Below are 18,209 nucleotides of genomic sequence, written 5' to 3'. Positions count from 1 at the left end.
TCGGTCAGGAGACAACATAATGAGCTATCAACCTCTATTAATGAATGTTGAGGAAGCAGCTGAACTACGTAAAGCACTTGGCACGGATAGCCTATTAGGACGCGCATTGGCGCGCGACATCAAAAAAACCGACCAATATATGACACAGGTTGGCATTGAAGTCCCTGGTCATGGTGAAGGTGGCGGTTATGAGCATAACCGTCACAAGCAGAACTATATCCACATGGATTTGGCGGGTCGTTTGTTTCTCATCACCCAAGAAGATAAGTATCGTGACTACATTGTCGATATGCTCACCGCTTACGCCAAAGTGTACCCAACGCTTGAGAGCAATGTCAGTAAAGATACCAACCCACCAGGCAAGATCTTTCACCAGACACTGAATGAAAACATGTGGATGCTCTACGCATCGTGCGCCTACTCTTGTGTCTACCAGACACTATCGGATGAGCAAAAGGCGCTGATCGAAAACGATCTCTTCAAGGAGATGATTGACTTGTTTGTTGTCACCTATGGCCATGATTTTGATATCGTTCACAACCACGGTCTTTGGGCAGTGGCTGCGGTCGGTATTTGTGGTTATGCCATTAACGATCAAGCCTCGGTTGATAAAGCACTGTATGGTCTGAAGTTGGACAAGGTCAGTGGCGGCTTCTTAGCACAGCTTGATCAACTCTTCTCGCCCGATGGCTACTACATGGAAGGCCCCTACTACCACCGCTTCTCACTGCGTCCTATTTACCTGTTCGCCGAAGCGATTGAGCGCCGTCAGCCAGAGATTGGGATCTACGAGTTCAATAACTCGGTCATTAAGACGACGTCTTACGCAGTGTTCAAAACCGCGTTCCCAGACGGCACCTTACCAGCGTGCAACGACTCGTCAAAAACCATCTCTATCAATGATGAAGGCGTGGTGATGGCGACGTCTGTTTGCTTCCATCGCTATGAACAGAACGAAACCTTACTCGCGATGGCCAACCACCAACAGGACGTATGGGTACACATCTCAGGTAAAACGCTCTCTGATGCGGTTGCGAATGCCAGCGACATCAAGCCATTCAACTGGGGGAGCTTATACATTACCGACGGCCCACAAGGTGAGAAAGGGGGTCTCGGTATTTTGCGTCACCGCGACGCGCAAGACGACGACACCATGGCGTTGATCTGGTTTGGGCAACACGGCTCTGATCACCAATACCACTCAGCACTCGATCATGGTCACTACGATGGTTTGCATCTGAGCGTATTCAATCGCGGCGTAGAGGTCCTGCACGATTACGGCTACGGTCGCTGGGTCAATGTCGAGCCTAAGTTTGGTGGACGCTACATCCCGGAGAACAAGTCGTACTGCAAACAAACGGTCGCCCACAACACCGTGACGGTGAATCAGAAAACGCAGAACAATTTCAACACTGCCCTGGCAGAGTCAAAGTTTGGTGAGAAGCACTTCTTCAACATCGACAACGCCAAACTGCAAGGCATGAGTGGTCGTATCCGTGATTACTATGAAGGCACGCAGATGCAGCGCAGCATCCTACTTGCCGAGTTACCCGAGTTTGAAAAACCGCTGGTGATTGATGTCTATCGAATCGAATCCGAGCAGGAGAACCAGTACGACCTTCCTGTGCACTACAGCGGCCAGATCATTCGTACCGACTTTGAATACAACACACACTCCACACTCAAGCCGCTTGGCGATTCTGACGGTTATCAGCACCTTTGGAACCTAGGCTCAGGTAAAGTAGAAGGCAGCGCGCTGGTCAGTTGGCTAGTGAAAAACAGCTACTACACGTTAGTCACCAGTGCGAATTCTAACAGCGAAGTGATTTTTGCTCGTCTCGGCGCCAACGATCCTGACTTCAACCTGCGCAGTGAGCCCGCATTGATTCATCGCCAAAGTGCAAAAGATCATGTCTTTGCCTCCGTCCTTGAAACACACGGCTACTTCAACGAAGAGTTTGAACAATCCGTCAATGCACGTGGTTTTGTCAGCGCGGTGACCGTGGTGGGTCACAACGAAGTCGGCACTGTGATTCGTATCGATACAACATCAGATAATCACTACCACTACGCCATTTGTAACCTTGATGAAGAGGCACAACATGGCGAGCACAGTGTTGAATTTAATGGTACCGCCTACACATGGCAGGGTGCCTTTGCCCAAATTGATTAGACCGTGTTCGGTTCGCTCGTTGGCCCCACCGACTGAGCGCCCCTCTCTCACATGGGCTTATTGATGTAAAAATCTAACTAAGACAAAAGCCGAGCATCCCGCTCGGCTTTTTATTTACAAGTTATCATATGACAAAAATAACCATGACTATGATGAGGATTTCATCGTGCTCGCGATCACTAAAACCTCCCTTTAACCCTTTAAATATCTGAGCTGGAGCACTGTTTGGCACTCTCGATAGTGATCAAAATAACACTAGGCCAACTCCTCGTTGTTCATCATTAAAATAATACAATATCATTTGTTTGTGATTAGGACGTAACACGGAATTAATGCCCATGAAGAAGGATCACGTATCCATAGCTAAAGATGCCGTCGAACTTGTCAAACCCGCTATAGACAAGCTCTTTGAGCGAACCAATCGCCAGGAGCTACACATAGTGATCATGGACCCAAGGCTCAAACCTTGGGAGGCAAGCTTCGAAGAGGCCATTTTGTACCAAACCTCACTGGGCTCTCCAGATGAGTGGACCATCCCTTTTGACCAATTTGCCCTTAATAAAGCTAAGCAAGCATGGCGCAGCGGTCAACCTAACCTGGTCAACCAAACCCTGCACACATCATCACTGCAATCGGAGGATCTGCTGTTCTATGGCTCCTTTGTATACGGCGATGTCGTCGTCGCGTGCAGCGGCGTCGAACAATGGTACGACATGCTCATCAGCGGATGGCTAGCCGTCGCATTTGAGCAACTGTGCATGAGCGAGTACCAAAACAATAAAAGTAACAACCCTACACAAACTTACCGAAACTGAACGTGAAGAGAAGGTCTAAGACTATGAGCAAACTACTGAAATCTCTACTGGTTACCGCAGGCATTATGGCGTCAGCGAGCGCTATCGCCGCCGACTATCCGACCAAAAACATTCGACTTGTTGTTCCCTTTGGTGCGGGTGGCGGTACGGATGCCGTAGGTCGTACCTTGGCCAATTCTGCCAAAGATATTCTCGGTCAAAACATTGCCGTGATGAACCGTACTGGTGGTGCAGGCGCCGTAGGCATGAGCTTTGGTGCTCAACAACGTCCCGATGGCTACACACTGACGGTCGTTACACGCGAAATTGCGTCATTACCTCAAATGGGACTCATGCAACACGACGCGAGCGATTTTAAATTGATCCGTCTGGTCAACCTTGACCCTGCGGTTGTGTTGGTGCACAAAGACAGCCCATACAACACCATCAACGATCTGATTGCCGAAGCCAAAAAAGGCGATGGCGTCGTGAAGTTTGCCTCCACCGCAGCGCCAAACTTCTACCTAATGGCTCTAGAAAAAGACCAAGGCATCAAGTTAAATGCCATTCCTTACAACGGTGCAGCGGAAGCCATCCCGTCCGTATTGGGTAACCACACCGACGTGACTATGGTTACGCCAGGAGAAGCGATTGCGCAGCTTCGTTCAGGTCAGCTTAAAGCGCTCGGCGTGATGTCTAATGAGCGTATCTCGTACATTCCAGATGTCCCAACCCTCAAAGAACAAGGCGTTGATGTGGTAACAGGAACATGGCGTGGTATTGGCGCGCCAAAAGACACGCCAGATGAAATCATTGAGACCTTAGGTAAAGCCTTTGATGAAGCAATGGCATCTGCTGAGTTCAAACAGTTCATGGAAAAAGGTGCGATGACCATCCACAACATGAACGCCGAAGAGTTTACTCAGTTCGTCAAAGACGATACCAAAGCACTGAGCACACTCATCAACTGATCGACGTCGAGTTATTGGGAGCCTTCTCTTGAGGCTCCCATTTTTTGCTGTATCGAGGTGTCCCTATGATGAACCGTCATGTAATTTTCCCTTCTCTCATGATTGTATTGAGCGCACTGACTCTTGCAGTCATCACTCAGTTTGATCAACCGAGATTTCAAGATGCGAGCGTCAACGCACAATTCTTCCCGAGCGTAATCGCTATGATGCAAATCGTCATCTGCGTTGCGCTGATTATTCAACACAAGCTCAAAACCACTGCGTCTAGCGATGCGCCGATTTTCTCCAAAATGGCGTGGTTCGGTTTGGCCTTTCTCATTACGTATGCCGCGCTCATCAGCGTGATCGGTTACTTGTATGCCAGCTTACTCGCGTTCACCCTCTACCTGATCTGCTTTAGAGTGAAAAAGCCGGTATTTTATGCCGTGGCGTGGGTATTTGTCTTTTCTGTTTACTATCTGTTTGGCGAGGTGTTTTACATTGCTTTGCCCGACGGCTACTTCTATTAAGGAGGGCGTATGTTAGAACATCTGTTTAACGGCCTCTTGACGGCTTTTAGCCCAGCAGTATTGCCAGTGCTGATTTTCGGCGTTGTCGGCGGTATTGTACTTGGCGCCCTACCAGGATTGACCGCGACGATGGGGGTCGCCATTTTACTGCCTTTCACCTTCGGCATGGAGTCCACTCCGGCACTGGTGATGCTTATCGGCGTCTACATTGGAGGCATTTACGGCGGCTCTATCGCGGCGATTTTACTTAAGACGCCCGGTACACCCGCTTCCGCAGCGACGGTGTTGGATGGGCATACACTTGCGGCGAAAGGCCAGGCCGCCCGTGCACTCAGTATCTCAGCTGTCGCGTCCTTTATTGGTGGATTGATCAGTACCGTAGTCTTGATAGCCATCGCGCCCCTATTGGCCAATTTCGCCCTACGCTTCAACGCGCCGGAATATTTCGCCCTCGCCCTGTTTGGATTAACCATCATCGCCAGTGTCTCGGCACAAAATATTCTTAAAGGCTTGTTAGCTGGCACCATTGGCTTACTGGTCTCTACGATAGGCTTAGACCCTATCAGCAGCGTACCCAGATTCACTTTTGGCGTGATGGATTTATACAGTGGCGTGAACGTCATTCCGGTTCTGATTGGTCTGTTTGCTCTGTCTGAGGCCATCAATCAAATTGAGAAACTCCTGCATGAGAAACGTGCCTCAATCGCCAAATTCGACCACACATTGCTCAGCCGATCTGATTTAAAAGAGATGATGCCCACCGCGGTGAAAAGCGGCGTACTTGGCACGTCCATCGGTTCTGTGCCCGGTGCGGGTGCAGACATTTCGGCCTTCGTTTGTTACAACGAAGCCAAACGGGTCTCGAAAAATCCTGATGAATTTGGCAAAGGCTCAGTGAAAGGTCTCGCCGCCGCAGAGGCTGGAAACAACGGTGTTACCGGCGGTGCATTAGTCCCCCTATTGACGCTTGGTGTACCCGGCGATGCGGTCGCCGCCGTGCTACTCGGTGCCTTGATTGTGCAAGGTCTCACGCCGGGTCCATTGCTCTTTGCGCAAAATCCAGATGTCGTTTACGGTGTGTTTAGCTCGATGTTGGTCGCCAATGTAGTGATGGTCATCGTCGGCTTAGTTGGCATTCGTTTTTTCTGTCGCATCATCGAAGTGCCGAAGCTTTTAATGATACCCATCATCATTTTCTTATCGATCGTCGGTGCCTATGCCATCAATAACTCGATGTTCGATGTCGGTATTGCGATTGCATTTGGCCTACTTGGATTTGTATTGGGTAAGCTTGATATTCCATCCTCACCGATCTTACTCGCCATCATTCTTGGCCCTATGGCCGAAACGAACTTACGAAAAGCTCTACTGATGTACGATAACTCCTGGTCATTCCTCTATGAACGTCCAATCGCCCTTGGCTTTGTCTTATTGGCCATCTTCTCTGTCTACTCAACAATGAAGATGAAAAAGAAAGCCAAACTCGAATCCGCGCACCAGTAAGCTTTTCCCTTCCCCAGACTCCCAAGCCTGCTTGGGAGTCATCACACCACAGTTTGTTACATTATGCCAAGTTGGAATAGCCGTTATTCGTCATCAACAACGCCGGATTTTGCTATACTCACCGCGCAACGCTCCAGACCAATTAAATCACTGATTTAATTAACTTATTACATAAACTAGATCAATACTTCTCCTCTATTTGCGTTGCTAGTTGATAAGATTTCTGCACGTTCAAATAGGTACGGTTATGGGTTTTAAACATCGAGAAACGTTTATTTATCAGTTGGAAAGACACGATAAGCGCTACTGGATGAAATTCTGTGGTGAGAACAAACGTAATCCAATTAACCGCCTATTCAATCGTCTGATGACGCTGTCAGGAAAAAGCCAAAATTGGCAGTTACACAGTGGCTTCGACACCAAAACGCGCTTTTTGCTTGAACAGAGTCACTTGATTGAGGCGGCAAAACGGTCACTCCCGGTTCCTCGCGTCGTGATGCAAGGTCGCGGGTTGTTTGTTACCGAGTGTGCCGGCCAGCCTTTGACCGAGGCACATGCTGTCTCACCCAAACAGCGCTTAACCAAAGCGATGCGCGGGCTGATTGCGTTTCACCAACAAGACATGATTCATGGCCGTCCGGCGATGCGGGATATTTTAATCAATGACGCTGGACAGGTGACCTACATTGATTTCGAAGAGTCGCGCTTCTCTGCCTGCCAGACACTGCGCACGCGCGATGTGCTCTTGCTTTTACTCGACTCCTATCGTTTACAGCGAGTCAGTCAAGCCACACGTTTGGCGCTCCTTACTGAGTGGCAACAGCAAGTGGGACAAGGCAGTACGCACAACCTAGCCGTTGTCGCACGCTTTCTCACCTACAATCGCTGGATGGCCAAGTTAGTGCTGACGTTTAAATCGAACCGATTGTCACGCCAGCTTTTACTACTTGAGCGCCTGTTGAGCCGCGCACTTCGTTAGTGCACTCATCATCTAGAAGCGCTCTAGTCATACATCAATTGCTTGGCTTTTTCTGCATCAAACTCATCCAAAGAACGTCTGGCTAAGCGTCTAAACGGCCACGCTTTGACGATTTCTTCAAGTGGCATCACAGCAAACGCCCAGAAAATACTGCCTTCTAGCCACAGTACGATGCCAGCGCACAGCGGCAGCGCAATCACCCATTGCCCCGTAAAGTTGATCTTAAAAACCTCAGTGGTTTTACCCAAAGCACGCAAAACCTGCCCATGCACGGTGTTATAGCCCCGCACAATCGGAAGGAATATATACAAAGGTGCAATCACCGCCAGTGCAAGGTAGGTGTCGGGGTCCAAATTGGAATACAAATGGGGCAACAGAAAGCTTAATCCTAAAAAGGCCAAGCAAGACAATGCCGAGATGGTCACCGCGACATCAATACTGACATCGACGTTCTTGCGTAAGTCATCCAGCTGCTTAGAACCAATCGCTTGGCTAATGGTAATGGCCGATGAGACGGCCCACGCCGTGATGAACTGATTACCCGCCTTAACCCAAGGCATAATAATGGTGATCGCCACGTAGGAATAAAGCGGCAACTGCGAAAAAGTCAGCATGTACAGTGTTGCGCCCGTCATCAGCATAGTGACATTAGCCGCCACGGGAAAGATCTCTTTAAAGTGGTTGATAGCGTTGCGCCGCAATGACGCATCCAAGGTGCGCAGCGAGAGACGCACATGACTGCGCTGTAAGCAAAGGACGAGAAACAGCAGCCGAACAGTAATCGCCACCAAGCTTCCGATTGCCGCCCCTTGTACCCCAACGCCTTGCCATGACCCCATACCGTGAATCATCGCGTATGAAACCGCGACATTAATGGGCGCTTCAAGTAAGTACCCTTTAAACGGCAACTTGGTTTTCCCCAGTGCGTTAAAGAGGGCAATCATCACCTGCGTCGCCGCGTTGATGACCACAATGTACTTCGCCACCGATAAGTAACGCGCGGTTTCTTGCTTTAAAAGGTCATCATTGGTCAGCGCACTAATAAGCGCACTGTCTGCGAGCGTCAACAAGGCTAAAAACAGCACAGCAATACAGCCATTAATCAAAATCGCCGCCCAGAAGCCCTTATTCAGCGCACTCTCTTGACCAGAGCCAAACGCGCGACTGAGCACCAATTGCGAGCCATTGGCAAGAGAGATTTGAATCCCGAGCAAGAAAGAGACGATGGTAAACGCGATCCCCATCGCCGCTAGCGATATCTCACCAAGCGGTGACACCAACAAGGTGTCGATCATCAACATGGATTGCATCAGCAATGCATTGAGTGCTAAGGGCCAAGCAAGCGATAGGTTTTTGCGAACGTAAGGGTTAAGGGTCATGGTGACGACTCAATTTCCAATGCTTAAACAAACGAAAAAACGTCACCGAAGCGACGTTATTGGGGTGATTCTTTTTCAAACGACTTGCGCTAAACGCTGGTTCTCATCATTCAGTAGCGTTTGAGAGGCGAGACGCGCCGCATCCGATTTTCCTGCCATGATCGCATCGTAAATGCGTTGGTGCTCGGCTAAACAAAACCGTCCGCCTTCTGCCGACTCATCAATAAACTCGCGGAAGATAGTGGAGAGGATATTGCTAAACGGCAAGAAAAACTGATTACCTGTTGACTGAAAAATCAGTTGGTGAAATAAGTGATCGTTTTCTGTCCACTGCGCCATGTTGTGGCTCTGTGCCGCAAAGGTCATGCGCTGAAACACAATAGACAGATCTTTACGCTGAGCGACCGAGGCATGTTTCGCGGCAAGGGCGCACGCTTCTGGCTCAATCGCTTTTCTCAGTCCGAGGAACTGCGCAAGAAAACGTTGATTATCCTCTAAATCTTGGATCCATTCCATCAACTGAGGGTCAAGAAAATGCCAATTATTACGCCCTTGAACTCGCGTTCCTACCCGGGGTTTGGACTCAATAAGTCCTTTGGCGGACAAAAGTTTGATCGACTCACGTAATGAGGTTCGACTGACACCAAAAATGTCACACATCTCCAGCTCACAAGGCAACTTTTCCAGAGGCTGCAATCCCCCCGATAAAATGCGCCGAGCGATCTGCCGCGCGACTTGAACGTGAATTTTACGGCTTGAATCCTCGACTGAGGTAAATGTCGCCATACAGTACTCCCGATGCACCCAATGATGACCAGGTTCACGACAAGGCCATAGTGAGCACAGACACAATGATATAATCGAAACACTCTCAGCGAGAAGAACGCTTGAATTATAAAAAGCCAGTCAGCGTCGGCTTTTGGGTCAGACGAAGGATTGCGTGGAGAGAAAAACACACCAAACACCATTAATAATACAATAATATCAATTTTTAACAACTTAATTTCTCAGCAAAATAATCACCAAACAAAATAAACCCTTGTTTCATTTAATATTTGTGAACCAGTTCAAACTCAAGAAATAATGCGCCGATTTAACACGCATTTAGTCACAAAAAGGCGCAAAAAACAGACACAAATCGACCCTCTCTACGTGCTAGATTGAGCCTTTTGAGTGATCGCGCGAGCCTTTATGGCACAAAGAGTGTGAGTCAATCGCGCTTTGCAAAAGCAATGGTTGGTCAACGGTGAGAAGAGTGCTATATTTAGGCTTAAATAATACTTATATTTTTAATTGAAACAGGTCGAAGAAGTAGCAATATGATGACTGGAGCTTTTAACTCAATCGCAGGTTCAAAACGTAGCCTGCACGTACAAGTCGCGAGAGAAATCGCTCGAGGCATTTTATCTGGCAAATTGGCACAAGGCTCTATTCTCCCTGGTGAGATGGAATTATGTGAACAATTTGGCATCAGCCGCACTGCCCTGCGCGAAGCCGTCAAATTGCTGACCTCGAAAGGCATGCTTGAGTCACGACCTAAAGTCGGAACCAGAGTGGTCAATCGTGCCTACTGGAACTTCCTCGACCCTCAACTGATTGAGTGGATGGATGGACTAACAGACACTGACCAGTTCTGCTCACAGTTCTTGGGTCTGCGCCGTGCCATTGAACCCGAAGCGTGCGCACTTGCCGCCATCCATGCGTCGGCTGATGAGCGCATTGAACTTTCTGAGACCTTCCAACAGATGGTTGAGATTGCCGAAGCTGACGTGTTTGACCAAGAGCGCTGGATGGAAGTGGATACGCGATTCCACAGCCTGATCTTCAACGCAACCGGTAATGATTTCTACCTGCCTTTTGGTAACATTCTGACCACCATGTTTGTCAACTTTATTGCGCACTCGTCAGAGGAAGGCAGCACTTGCATCAATGAGCACCGCCACATCTACGATGCGATCATGGCGGGCAACCCAGACAAAGCGCGTCAAGCGTCTATCGTTCACCTGCAAGATTCGAAGCACCGCCTCGCAGCAGTGAACTGATCACTAGCACATATCAAACTCAAAGCCCTCGCCGATGCGAGGGCTTTGTCATTTTCAACACAAATCATCCAACTTACTGCAAGCCTAGCGCACTTCTATCTCGCCTAACCTCCCAAAATTTCGGCAAAATCTGACTTAAATTTGGACTTCACCCAACAATAGGGGCTATCATAAGACAATTCATTTTGACTCGTTGACTCACATCGCTCATGACCGAATCTTTACTGCCCAATATTGTCCAATTTATCGCGCAAATTGACCCTTTTGATAAGCTGCCTAAAACCGCTGTTCGTGAATTGGCTGGGAATGTTCAGATTACCTATTTGTGCAAAGGAGACACCGTGGATCTATGTAAGGAGGGCAAAGAAAAATCCCTCTACATGATCCGCACCGGCTCAATGGAGCAACGTAAAAAAGATGGCGTCTTGCGCGCCAAGCTCGAAGCTGAAGATATTTTTGGTTTTACCTTCCTCTCAAAAGATGTCGATAGTAACAGCGATAAAGGCTACAAAGCGATTGCGCTAGAAAACACCCTGCTCTACATCGTGCCTCACTCAGCCCTGAAGGCTCTGTTTAAGGCACACCCTGAATGCGCAGAGCACTTTGCTTCCCAAGCTCAAGTGCGGCTTAAATCTGCATTAGATGTGGTGTGGTCAAACAAAGAGAAAGGCATCTTTATCAAGAAGGTCTCTGAGGTTGCCAGTGGTCGCGTTGCGATTGGTGATGCTAAAGATTCCATCAAGAAAGTTGCCAAAGAGATGCTGATCAAACGCTCGCCGTGTGCGGTGATCTACGAGGACGAAAAAATTGTAGGTCTCATCACGGACCGTGACATGACCAAACGCGTCATCGCACAGGACGTCAGCACCGATGAGCCGATTTCCAAAGTCATGACACTGTCGCCGCTGACCATCAGCCCAGATGATCTTGTGATGCACGCTGCCTCTATGATGATGCAGTTCAACATCCGTAACCTGCCTTTGGTCAAAGGCAACAAAGTGGTCGGTTTGCTTACCACCACCCACTTGGTGCAAAACCACCGCGTGCAAGCCATCTTCTTGATTGAAAAGATTAAATACTCAGGCAGTATCAAGACATTGGCCAGTTACACACCGGAAAGACAAGCAATTTTCGAAGCTCTGGTCGAGGGCCATGTCGCACCAGAAGTGATCGGTAAAGTCATGACAATGATCATGGATGCCTATACGCGCCGTTTGATTCAAATTGCTATCGACAAATTGGGACCGCCGCCGTGTGAGTTCTCTTGGTTGGTGGCCGGGTCTCATGCACGTAATGAAGTTCACATGCTGTCGGATCAAGACAGTGCGATCGTTCTCGCCGACGACGCCACCGACAGTGATAAAATCTACTTTAAACACATGGCGATGATGGTCTCCAATGGATTAGCGAGCTGTGGTTACCCCTTATGCCCTGGCAAGTACATGGCCGCGACGCCCAAATGGTGCCAGCCGCTGAGCGTTTGGAAGCACTACTACAAAAAGTGGGTCGCGAATCCAGAATATGAGCGGCTGCTGAATATCAGCGTGTTCTTAGAGATTCGCTCCGTCTACGGCAACAAAGAGTTTGAGCAGATCCTCCGTGATGAGTTGCATCGCAACATCCGTGATAACCATGCTTTCTTGAGTATCCTCGTCAATGATTCGGTGCAAACCAACCCACCACTCGGCATCTTTAACAAGCTCGTTTTAGAAAAATCTGGCGAGAACAAGAAAACACTCAATATTAAGAAATACGCCATCAACTTGATCATTGATTTGGCACGAATCTATGGTTTAGCGGTGGAGTCTGATGTCTCTGCAACCGACGAGCGTTTTAAAGCCGCATTTGAAAAAGGCATCATGAGTGAAGATTCGTATAAGAACATCTTGCGTGCCTATCAGTTTATTCTCTCATTTCGCTTTAGCCATCAAGTGGAAGCGCTCAAACGCGGTGAGATAGCAGACAACCACATTAACCCCGACAGCTTCGGTAGCTTCGAGCGCAATCACCTAAAAGATGCGTTCCGTATCGTTTCTGAGCTACAAGACGGGGCGAAGATAAGGTTTGGCTCACGATGATTCAGCTCTTTAATCGCTATTTCCATCCGCTGTCCCATCACATTAAAGCGCGCGAGCATTACCTTGCGAATGTTCGTCTCGCCGATGTGTTTTACCCGTTGGTGAAACAACCTGAACTCAATTTGTCGACGCTTGCAAGTGACTACGACTATTTGGTTGTCGACCTTGAGACGACGGGCTTAGACAGTGAAGTAGATAGAATTTTGTCGATTGGTTGGGTCACGCTCTCCGCCGAGTCTATCGATATGACCTCGGCGCACCACTACTATGTTAATAGCCGTTCGCAAATCAAAGCCGAGACAGCAGTCATCAACCACATTACGCCACAAATGCTTGAAGATGGCATTTCGATTCATGATGCGATGAACACCTTCTTTGAAGCCGCACACGGCAAAATACTCGTCGCGCACGGTTGTATGGTAGAAAGCAATTTCATCAATCGTTACTTATCTAAATCATTTGGCCTGAACGCTTTTCCTCTCACCTGGCTCGACACCTTGTGTATCGAAAAGAAGATGGCAAAAGCGATCAATCACCACGAAGAGATCGACGTGTCGCTCTCAGCCACACGACAACGCTATCAACTACCCGAATATTTCGCCCACAACGCCCTCACGGATGCGGTCGCCACGGCAGAACTTTTATTGGCGCAGAAAAAACGCATCGCTTCCCACAAGACGGTGACGCTGAGCCAGTTGTATAAACTCAGTCATTAACTCGGTTTTCCCGCACCTTAAACACACTGTATGAAAAAAAATGATGTCTCGTTCGCCATCTTCCTGCTGGTTGGCGCAAACTTACTCGCTTCACTGTCTGATGTATCGTTAAAAATCCTCAATGGTGAAGTCCCGACATTTCAATATGTCTTCCTCCGTCAATTGATTAGCCTCACTCTGCTACTGCCCTTTTGGTGGTCACTCCCCAAGCAGCGCCGTCGAATGGGCTGTGATGGCATTACCTTTTGGCGCGCACAATTGATTTTATTGGGAAGCGCATGTGCCATGGTGGCCATTACTCACCTGCCCTTGGCGACCGCGAATGCGATTTTCTACGTTGGGCCACTGTTAGTGTTGCCGCTTTCCATCGTATTTTTGGGAGAGCGCCCTTCCGCGGGCAAAATTTTTGCCACGCTACTGGGCTTTATTGGTGTTTTGATTGTCTTGCGCCCGGAGCACTTTCACTGGGCGGCCATCATCGCGCTAGGCAGTGCGCTCGCCATGGGGGTGGGTAACATTCTCATCAGACGTATGCCTCAAAATCAGCCCTTGGTGTGCACTCTGTTTTGGACCACCTTGATGACTCTGCCCATTGGCGCCGTCATTGCCTACCTTGAGTGGCAACCTATCGAATGGCACCACGTAGGCTGGATTGTAGCGATCAACCTGTTTGTGCTAAGCTATCATGCCCTTGTTGTACAAGCCTTTCGCCGAGCCCCCGCCAGCCAAATCGCGCTCGCCGAATACTCTGGCCTTGCCTTTGTCACTCTGTTTGGCGTGATGTGGTTCGATGAAATCCCTGATTTTTTCACAGCGCTAGGCATAATACTGATTATTGTTCCTATGATGCCAATACGTTGGAAACGGTGGATAAGAGGAAAGAGAAGAGACGTTGATTTAGCGGTTTAGATATGGAGTATAAAAAGAGGTGGGAAGACCACCTCTTTTTATCGATTACTGGTCGAGAACTAGCTCATAAAATCGTACCTGCGCATAGTCTTCTGAGTCTGGGCCACCATAAGCGCAGCCAGACGAACCGGTATTACACTGGTTGTAAGATCCCGCCTTAAAGTACATCCAGTCGGTGCCGTAGCCCTGGTCGATTTCATGCCCTTGGTACTGACCTGCGGTCAAATCGATGGTGACGCTTTTCGTCTCTTCATTGTCTAGTCCCGGGGATTTGACAAAGTTGAGCGTCATCATGTCACCTTCGACAATCACTTCATAAGAAAAGACTTCATTGAGCGCAATGCCATCGCGTGGCTCTGAATCACCTTGACGCAGGTTGTGCTGACCAAAGACATCATGTCGAATGTCTTTGCGCAGTTTTGATTTTTGCTGCTCAAGCGGTGGATTCAGTTCGTAGTTCCAACTGAGTGAACCCAGGTTGTGTTCCGGTAATTTTCGGTAAATGATTTTTAGTGGCTCATTCTTTGAGCCATGAATCTGCCCAATCACAGTCGCAAATGCACCATTCTTTTTATAATCACCACTGGTACTCACCCAGTCCACAGCTAAAGTCGCCTTCAAACGCCCCCCAATTGAGCCATACTCCTCGGCTTGAGGATGCGATGCGACGACGAAGTTGTTTTTAGGCTCCCCGTAATGATCAGCTAGCATCGCTCTTAACTCACTGCGCGCATTTTTACTGTTAGGTGTGGTTGGCGCTGTGTTGGGCGCTTTAAACACCATAGCGCCAGTTTCTTTATCGGTATAGAACCATTCTGAATGCTCATAATCCGATAGCTTATCTTTCTGGATTTCTGCCGCTTTTCCTTTTCGGCTCCCCTCTTCTTCCGTCATCGGTAAGGTGATTTTCCAGTTACTCAAGTCGAAGTTTTGCCCTGGTTTTGCTTGAGGATCCAGGGACTGCACCATTGAAGATACTAATTCAGAGCTCGTCGAAGCTGGTAAAGCTGATTCAGCGGACAGTGTAGAAGAAGCAGATGCGAGCAACATACCCACAACAATGAGATTGAGGTTTGTATTTTTCATGACAATATCTCTCGACAATTATTGACTCTGATGAGTCGACCAAGCCGCACTTGGTCGACTCATCAGGGTTGTTAGAATTTATAAGTGATGCCTACACGGCTTCGCAACTGACGATCAGTCTTGTCATCACACGCACTGTTGCACTGAACATTGCCAAACTCTACATAAGGACGCCAGTCTGAGTTTTGAATCTTGTAACCGACTTTCAAGTTATAATCCCACTCGTACTCGCCGTCTTTGTTTCCAACTTTCCATTCTTTGCTAAAAAAGTCTTCTTTGTAGTTAGCTTCAAAACCCAGTTGTATTTGATTCCATGTGTATTCGAGGTTACCAGTTAATTTACTTGCGTTAAGAGAGTCGTGTTTTTCGCCATCACGTCCTGTCGATGTATTCCCACTCGAATAATTTCGAAATTCATGGCGGTAACGAAACTTAGCCGTTACACCATTATCAAATTTCTTTTGGATTCTTAGCTGAGGTTTATACGTGACATTGTTACTACCGAATGTCACTGGCATACCTGGCTGCAATCGCCAACCATCGGCAAGGTCAAAGTTATAGCTGTAGACAAACTCGCTATCACCGCGCTGTAACTCACCTAAATGTCCGGAGTGTTTCATTTCAACACTAAAATTGTGGCTTCCAGAATTGCCACCAATTAGCACGCGCCCCGCCCATTGTTCTCCGCCATGTTTATATTCCTCCCGAAAATCGAGAGAAGCAGCAGAGACAAGGGTAGTACAAAGTAGTGAACTCACTAATACAGCTGTTTTTTTCATGTTGTTCATTTTCGACCTTTCTATATTGTGTTTATGTATGACAATATTATTTATCAGAAAGATAAAATATTCCGTGATCCATTTCTCGATTAAAGATCGAAACATAACAATGTGCGTCGAGTTAATTAGTTAGTTAAATATCAGGTTATAAAGTTAATGAATTTCATAAGTTATTTGTATGCACTTAAGCGCTTAAATACATCACACTAATCGCACACTAAAGATAAAATTTAAATACTACAAAATAGCAAATGAGATAGATTATCTTTGACTTGGAAAAGAAGTCGCCTACTCTCGACTAAGAAAAGAGAGTAGGCCAGTCGATATGATGGAAGATTTAGATCTTAAATCTCGCGATTAACGTGTCTACCTCACCATTTAAGTTCTGGATGTTGCTCGCTTCGCTGACTTGCTTTTCACTGATGGTGTTTAGCTCATTCACAAGATCATTGATCTTGTGAATATTAACATTCACAGACTGAATAACCGTATTTTGCTCGCTGGAAGAATGGGAAATTTGACTATTAAATTGGTTAATGATGTCTATTTCATTATCTAGCTTGTGAAGCATATCCACTGCGTGTTCGATCTCTAAACGCGTGGCTAAACATTGCTCTTTGGTTTGTTCAATCGACAGAACCAGGCTACTCGATTTATGACTTAGCTTGGTTAACGCAAAATCAATCTCCGACGTGCTCGTTTGCGTGCGGTTAGCTAACGCACGAACTTCGTCAGCAACAACGGCAAAACCTCGCCCATGTTCTCCGGCTCGGGCCGCTTCGATAGACGCATTTAATGCCAACAAGTTGGTTTGTTCCGCGATGCCGCCAATCACTGTTACAATCGATTGGATACTTTGAGCCTCGTTCGCCATTTCGTTGATATCTTGAAACGTACTGCCAATCAACTTTTCGAGTTCTTCAATGTGGGTGCGAGTTTCGCTGTTGATCGCTTTGGATTCATCACTCAACTTCGTCGCTTGATTGGCTGTCGCCGCCGCCGATTCCGAATGCTGCTCGACGACTTTTGACGTTTGTGCGAGCTCATCCACCGCTGTCACAATTTGGGTCGTTTCACCAGAATGGGTATGTAACACCGAGTGGGACAATTGACAGCTTTGCTCAATTTCAGAGGTACTCTTAGACAAAGAACGCGTAGCACTTCTGAGCTCTTGCAACATACTTTGAATATTGCAAATGAACGTATTAAAACCGTCGGCTATTTCTTCTAGATCACCGTGGGCTCTGACATCGAGTCTTTGTGTGAGATCGCCTTCTCCTCTGGAAAGGTCTTTAACCAACACTTTCAAGTCCGTGATGGGTCGATAGATGTGATGAAGCAACACTAAAACGATAAACATAGTGACCAACAAGGCAGCGAGCATAGTCAGGAAGGAGTGTCGACTTGCTGAACTAAGTTCTGAGAGCGCGATTGCCTTATCCATCACCGCGATAAGTTGCCACTGCGAATGTTGCCCCACGTCAATGGAGGTAGCAAACATAAGAGCTTGAGTATCTCCTAGCACCGCCGGCACAAATGCCCCATTTTGTGATGTGCTCTTCAAGCCTTCTAAGTATGGCGCGATTTCACTGTCTGCTATTGAGGTTTGTGCCGCGACGCCATCAATCGTCGACGCAATAATCAACCCTTTTTGATCCACAACCAACGCTCGTGCTCCATTGACACGTTCAAGATCGGTCAATTGTTGGGTGATACCAGAGAAACGGATGTCTCCCAAAATCACGCCATTATCTAACGTATAAGTTACACCTATCATCGGACTTCGGTCACTTTTTGTGAAAAACACGTCACTAAAGCCGAGTCCACGTTTTTTCTTGGCTTCCTTGTACCAAGGTCTGGCAGTTGGATCGTACTTACTTTTGATACCAATCCCATTCGGAAATGATTCTTCAGATGGCCTTGATGTGAATGAACGACCATCATCAAAACCCACCATTATTTTCTCGATACCACCGAGTTGATACGCAAGATAGACCAATTTTTCGTTACGAATGTCTTCGACATAACCGCTTTCGTACTCTTTTGCTAAAGCAACCACCGTATCGATCGTTCTTTCAATGTTCGATTCGAGTTCATCCACCTTTTTATCAAGTGCAGTGTGGATATCTGCGACAATTCGACGTTCAACCTGCTCACTAAGTTGAAGATAAGACAGGTAGTGAGTCACCAACAATGAACCCGCCGCCGTGGTCAAGACGGTCAGCATAAGTTTGGCTTTAAAGCCGAGTTTTAATCGTTTATACATGAAGATGCACCGTATAATGAATAGA

At 47.6% G+C, this 18,209-nt stretch carries 15 protein-coding genes; 10 read left to right on the top strand and 5 right to left on the bottom strand.

Going from position 1 to position 18,209, the window contains the following annotated elements:
• Positions 1-19 precede the first annotated feature (19 nt).
• From AC6R03_RS09050 to AC6R03_RS09025, 6 genes are all read left to right on the top strand, one after another.
• Positions 20-2,173, top strand: a complete 2,154-nt coding sequence (locus AC6R03_RS09050; RefSeq protein ID WP_500631557.1) for a heparinase II/III domain-containing protein — start codon at positions 20-22, stop codon at positions 2,171-2,173.
• 338 nt (positions 2,174-2,511) lie between these two features.
• Positions 2,512-2,988: a hypothetical protein gene (locus tag AC6R03_RS09045; RefSeq protein ID WP_500628437.1), complete on the top strand. Its 477-nt coding sequence runs from the start codon at positions 2,512-2,514 to the stop codon at positions 2,986-2,988.
• 23 nt (positions 2,989-3,011) lie between these two features.
• A complete protein-coding gene (locus tag AC6R03_RS09040; protein ID WP_334550603.1) occupies positions 3,012-3,938 on the top strand; it encodes a tripartite tricarboxylate transporter substrate binding protein in 927 nt (308 codons plus the stop codon).
• 65 nt (positions 3,939-4,003) lie between these two features.
• A complete protein-coding gene (locus AC6R03_RS09035; RefSeq protein WP_500631558.1) occupies positions 4,004-4,447 on the top strand; it encodes a tripartite tricarboxylate transporter TctB family protein in 444 nt (147 codons plus the stop codon).
• Positions 4,448-4,456: 9 nt separating this feature from the next.
• Positions 4,457-5,950 carry a tripartite tricarboxylate transporter permease gene (locus AC6R03_RS09030; RefSeq protein ID WP_500631559.1) on the top strand — a complete coding sequence of 498 codons (1,494 nt, stop codon included), beginning with the start codon at positions 4,457-4,459 and terminating at the stop codon, positions 5,948-5,950.
• Between the two features lie 247 nt (positions 5,951-6,197).
• A complete protein-coding gene (locus tag AC6R03_RS09025) occupies positions 6,198-6,929 on the top strand; it encodes a BUD32 family EKC/KEOPS complex subunit (RefSeq protein ID WP_500631560.1) in 732 nt (243 codons plus the stop codon).
• Positions 6,930-6,952: 23 nt separating this feature from the next.
• On the opposite strand, the gene AC6R03_RS09020 is transcribed toward AC6R03_RS09025, so the two are convergent.
• Complete coding sequence (locus AC6R03_RS09020) at positions 6,953-8,308, bottom strand: MATE family efflux transporter (protein ID WP_500631561.1); 1,356 nt, start codon at positions 8,306-8,308, stop codon at positions 6,953-6,955.
• Positions 8,309-8,383: 75 nt separating this feature from the next.
• Positions 8,384-9,094 carry a FadR/GntR family transcriptional regulator gene (locus AC6R03_RS09015; RefSeq protein ID WP_500629356.1) on the bottom strand — a complete coding sequence of 237 codons (711 nt, stop codon included), beginning with the start codon at positions 9,092-9,094 and terminating at the stop codon, positions 8,384-8,386.
• Between the two features lie 536 nt (positions 9,095-9,630).
• Here AC6R03_RS09015 and AC6R03_RS09010 point away from each other — a divergent pair.
• The 4 genes from AC6R03_RS09010 (at position 9,631) to AC6R03_RS08995 (ending at position 14,053) form a co-directional block, all read left to right on the top strand.
• Positions 9,631-10,350 carry a FadR/GntR family transcriptional regulator gene (locus AC6R03_RS09010; RefSeq protein ID WP_500626929.1) on the top strand — a complete coding sequence of 240 codons (720 nt, stop codon included), beginning with the start codon at positions 9,631-9,633 and terminating at the stop codon, positions 10,348-10,350.
• A gap of 209 nt (positions 10,351-10,559) precedes the next feature.
• Complete coding sequence (locus tag AC6R03_RS09005; RefSeq protein WP_500631562.1) at positions 10,560-12,428, top strand: DUF294 nucleotidyltransferase-like domain-containing protein; 1,869 nt, start codon at positions 10,560-10,562, stop codon at positions 12,426-12,428.
• Complete coding sequence (locus AC6R03_RS09000) at positions 12,428-13,144, top strand: 3'-5' exonuclease (protein WP_500626930.1); 717 nt, start codon at positions 12,428-12,430, stop codon at positions 13,142-13,144. Before AC6R03_RS09005 ends, AC6R03_RS09000 begins: the two co-directional genes overlap by 1 nt.
• Positions 13,145-13,174: 30 nt before the next feature.
• Entirely contained in the window at positions 13,175-14,053 is an 879-nt protein-coding gene (locus AC6R03_RS08995; RefSeq protein WP_500631563.1) for a DMT family transporter, read from the top strand.
• Between the two features lie 45 nt (positions 14,054-14,098).
• On the opposite strand, the gene AC6R03_RS08990 is transcribed toward AC6R03_RS08995, so the two are convergent.
• From AC6R03_RS08990 to AC6R03_RS08980, 3 genes are all read right to left on the bottom strand, one after another.
• Complete coding sequence (locus AC6R03_RS08990) at positions 14,099-15,103, bottom strand: polysaccharide lyase family 7 protein (RefSeq protein WP_500631693.1); 1,005 nt, start codon at positions 15,101-15,103, stop codon at positions 14,099-14,101.
• A gap of 107 nt (positions 15,104-15,210) precedes the next feature.
• Positions 15,211-15,927, bottom strand: coding sequence for an oligogalacturonate-specific porin KdgM family protein (locus AC6R03_RS08985; RefSeq protein ID WP_500631564.1), 717 nt, complete (start codon positions 15,925-15,927; stop codon positions 15,211-15,213).
• 328 nt (positions 15,928-16,255) lie between these two features.
• Entirely contained in the window at positions 16,256-18,184 is a 1,929-nt protein-coding gene (locus AC6R03_RS08980; RefSeq protein WP_500631565.1) for a methyl-accepting chemotaxis protein, read from the bottom strand.
• Between the last annotated feature and the right edge of the window lie 25 nt (positions 18,185-18,209).

The organism is Vibrio sp. R10-SG-ISO4 (assembly GCF_059834135.1).
The sequence above is the reverse complement of the archived record's forward strand: the minus strand, read 5'-3'. Positions and strand labels throughout refer to the sequence as shown.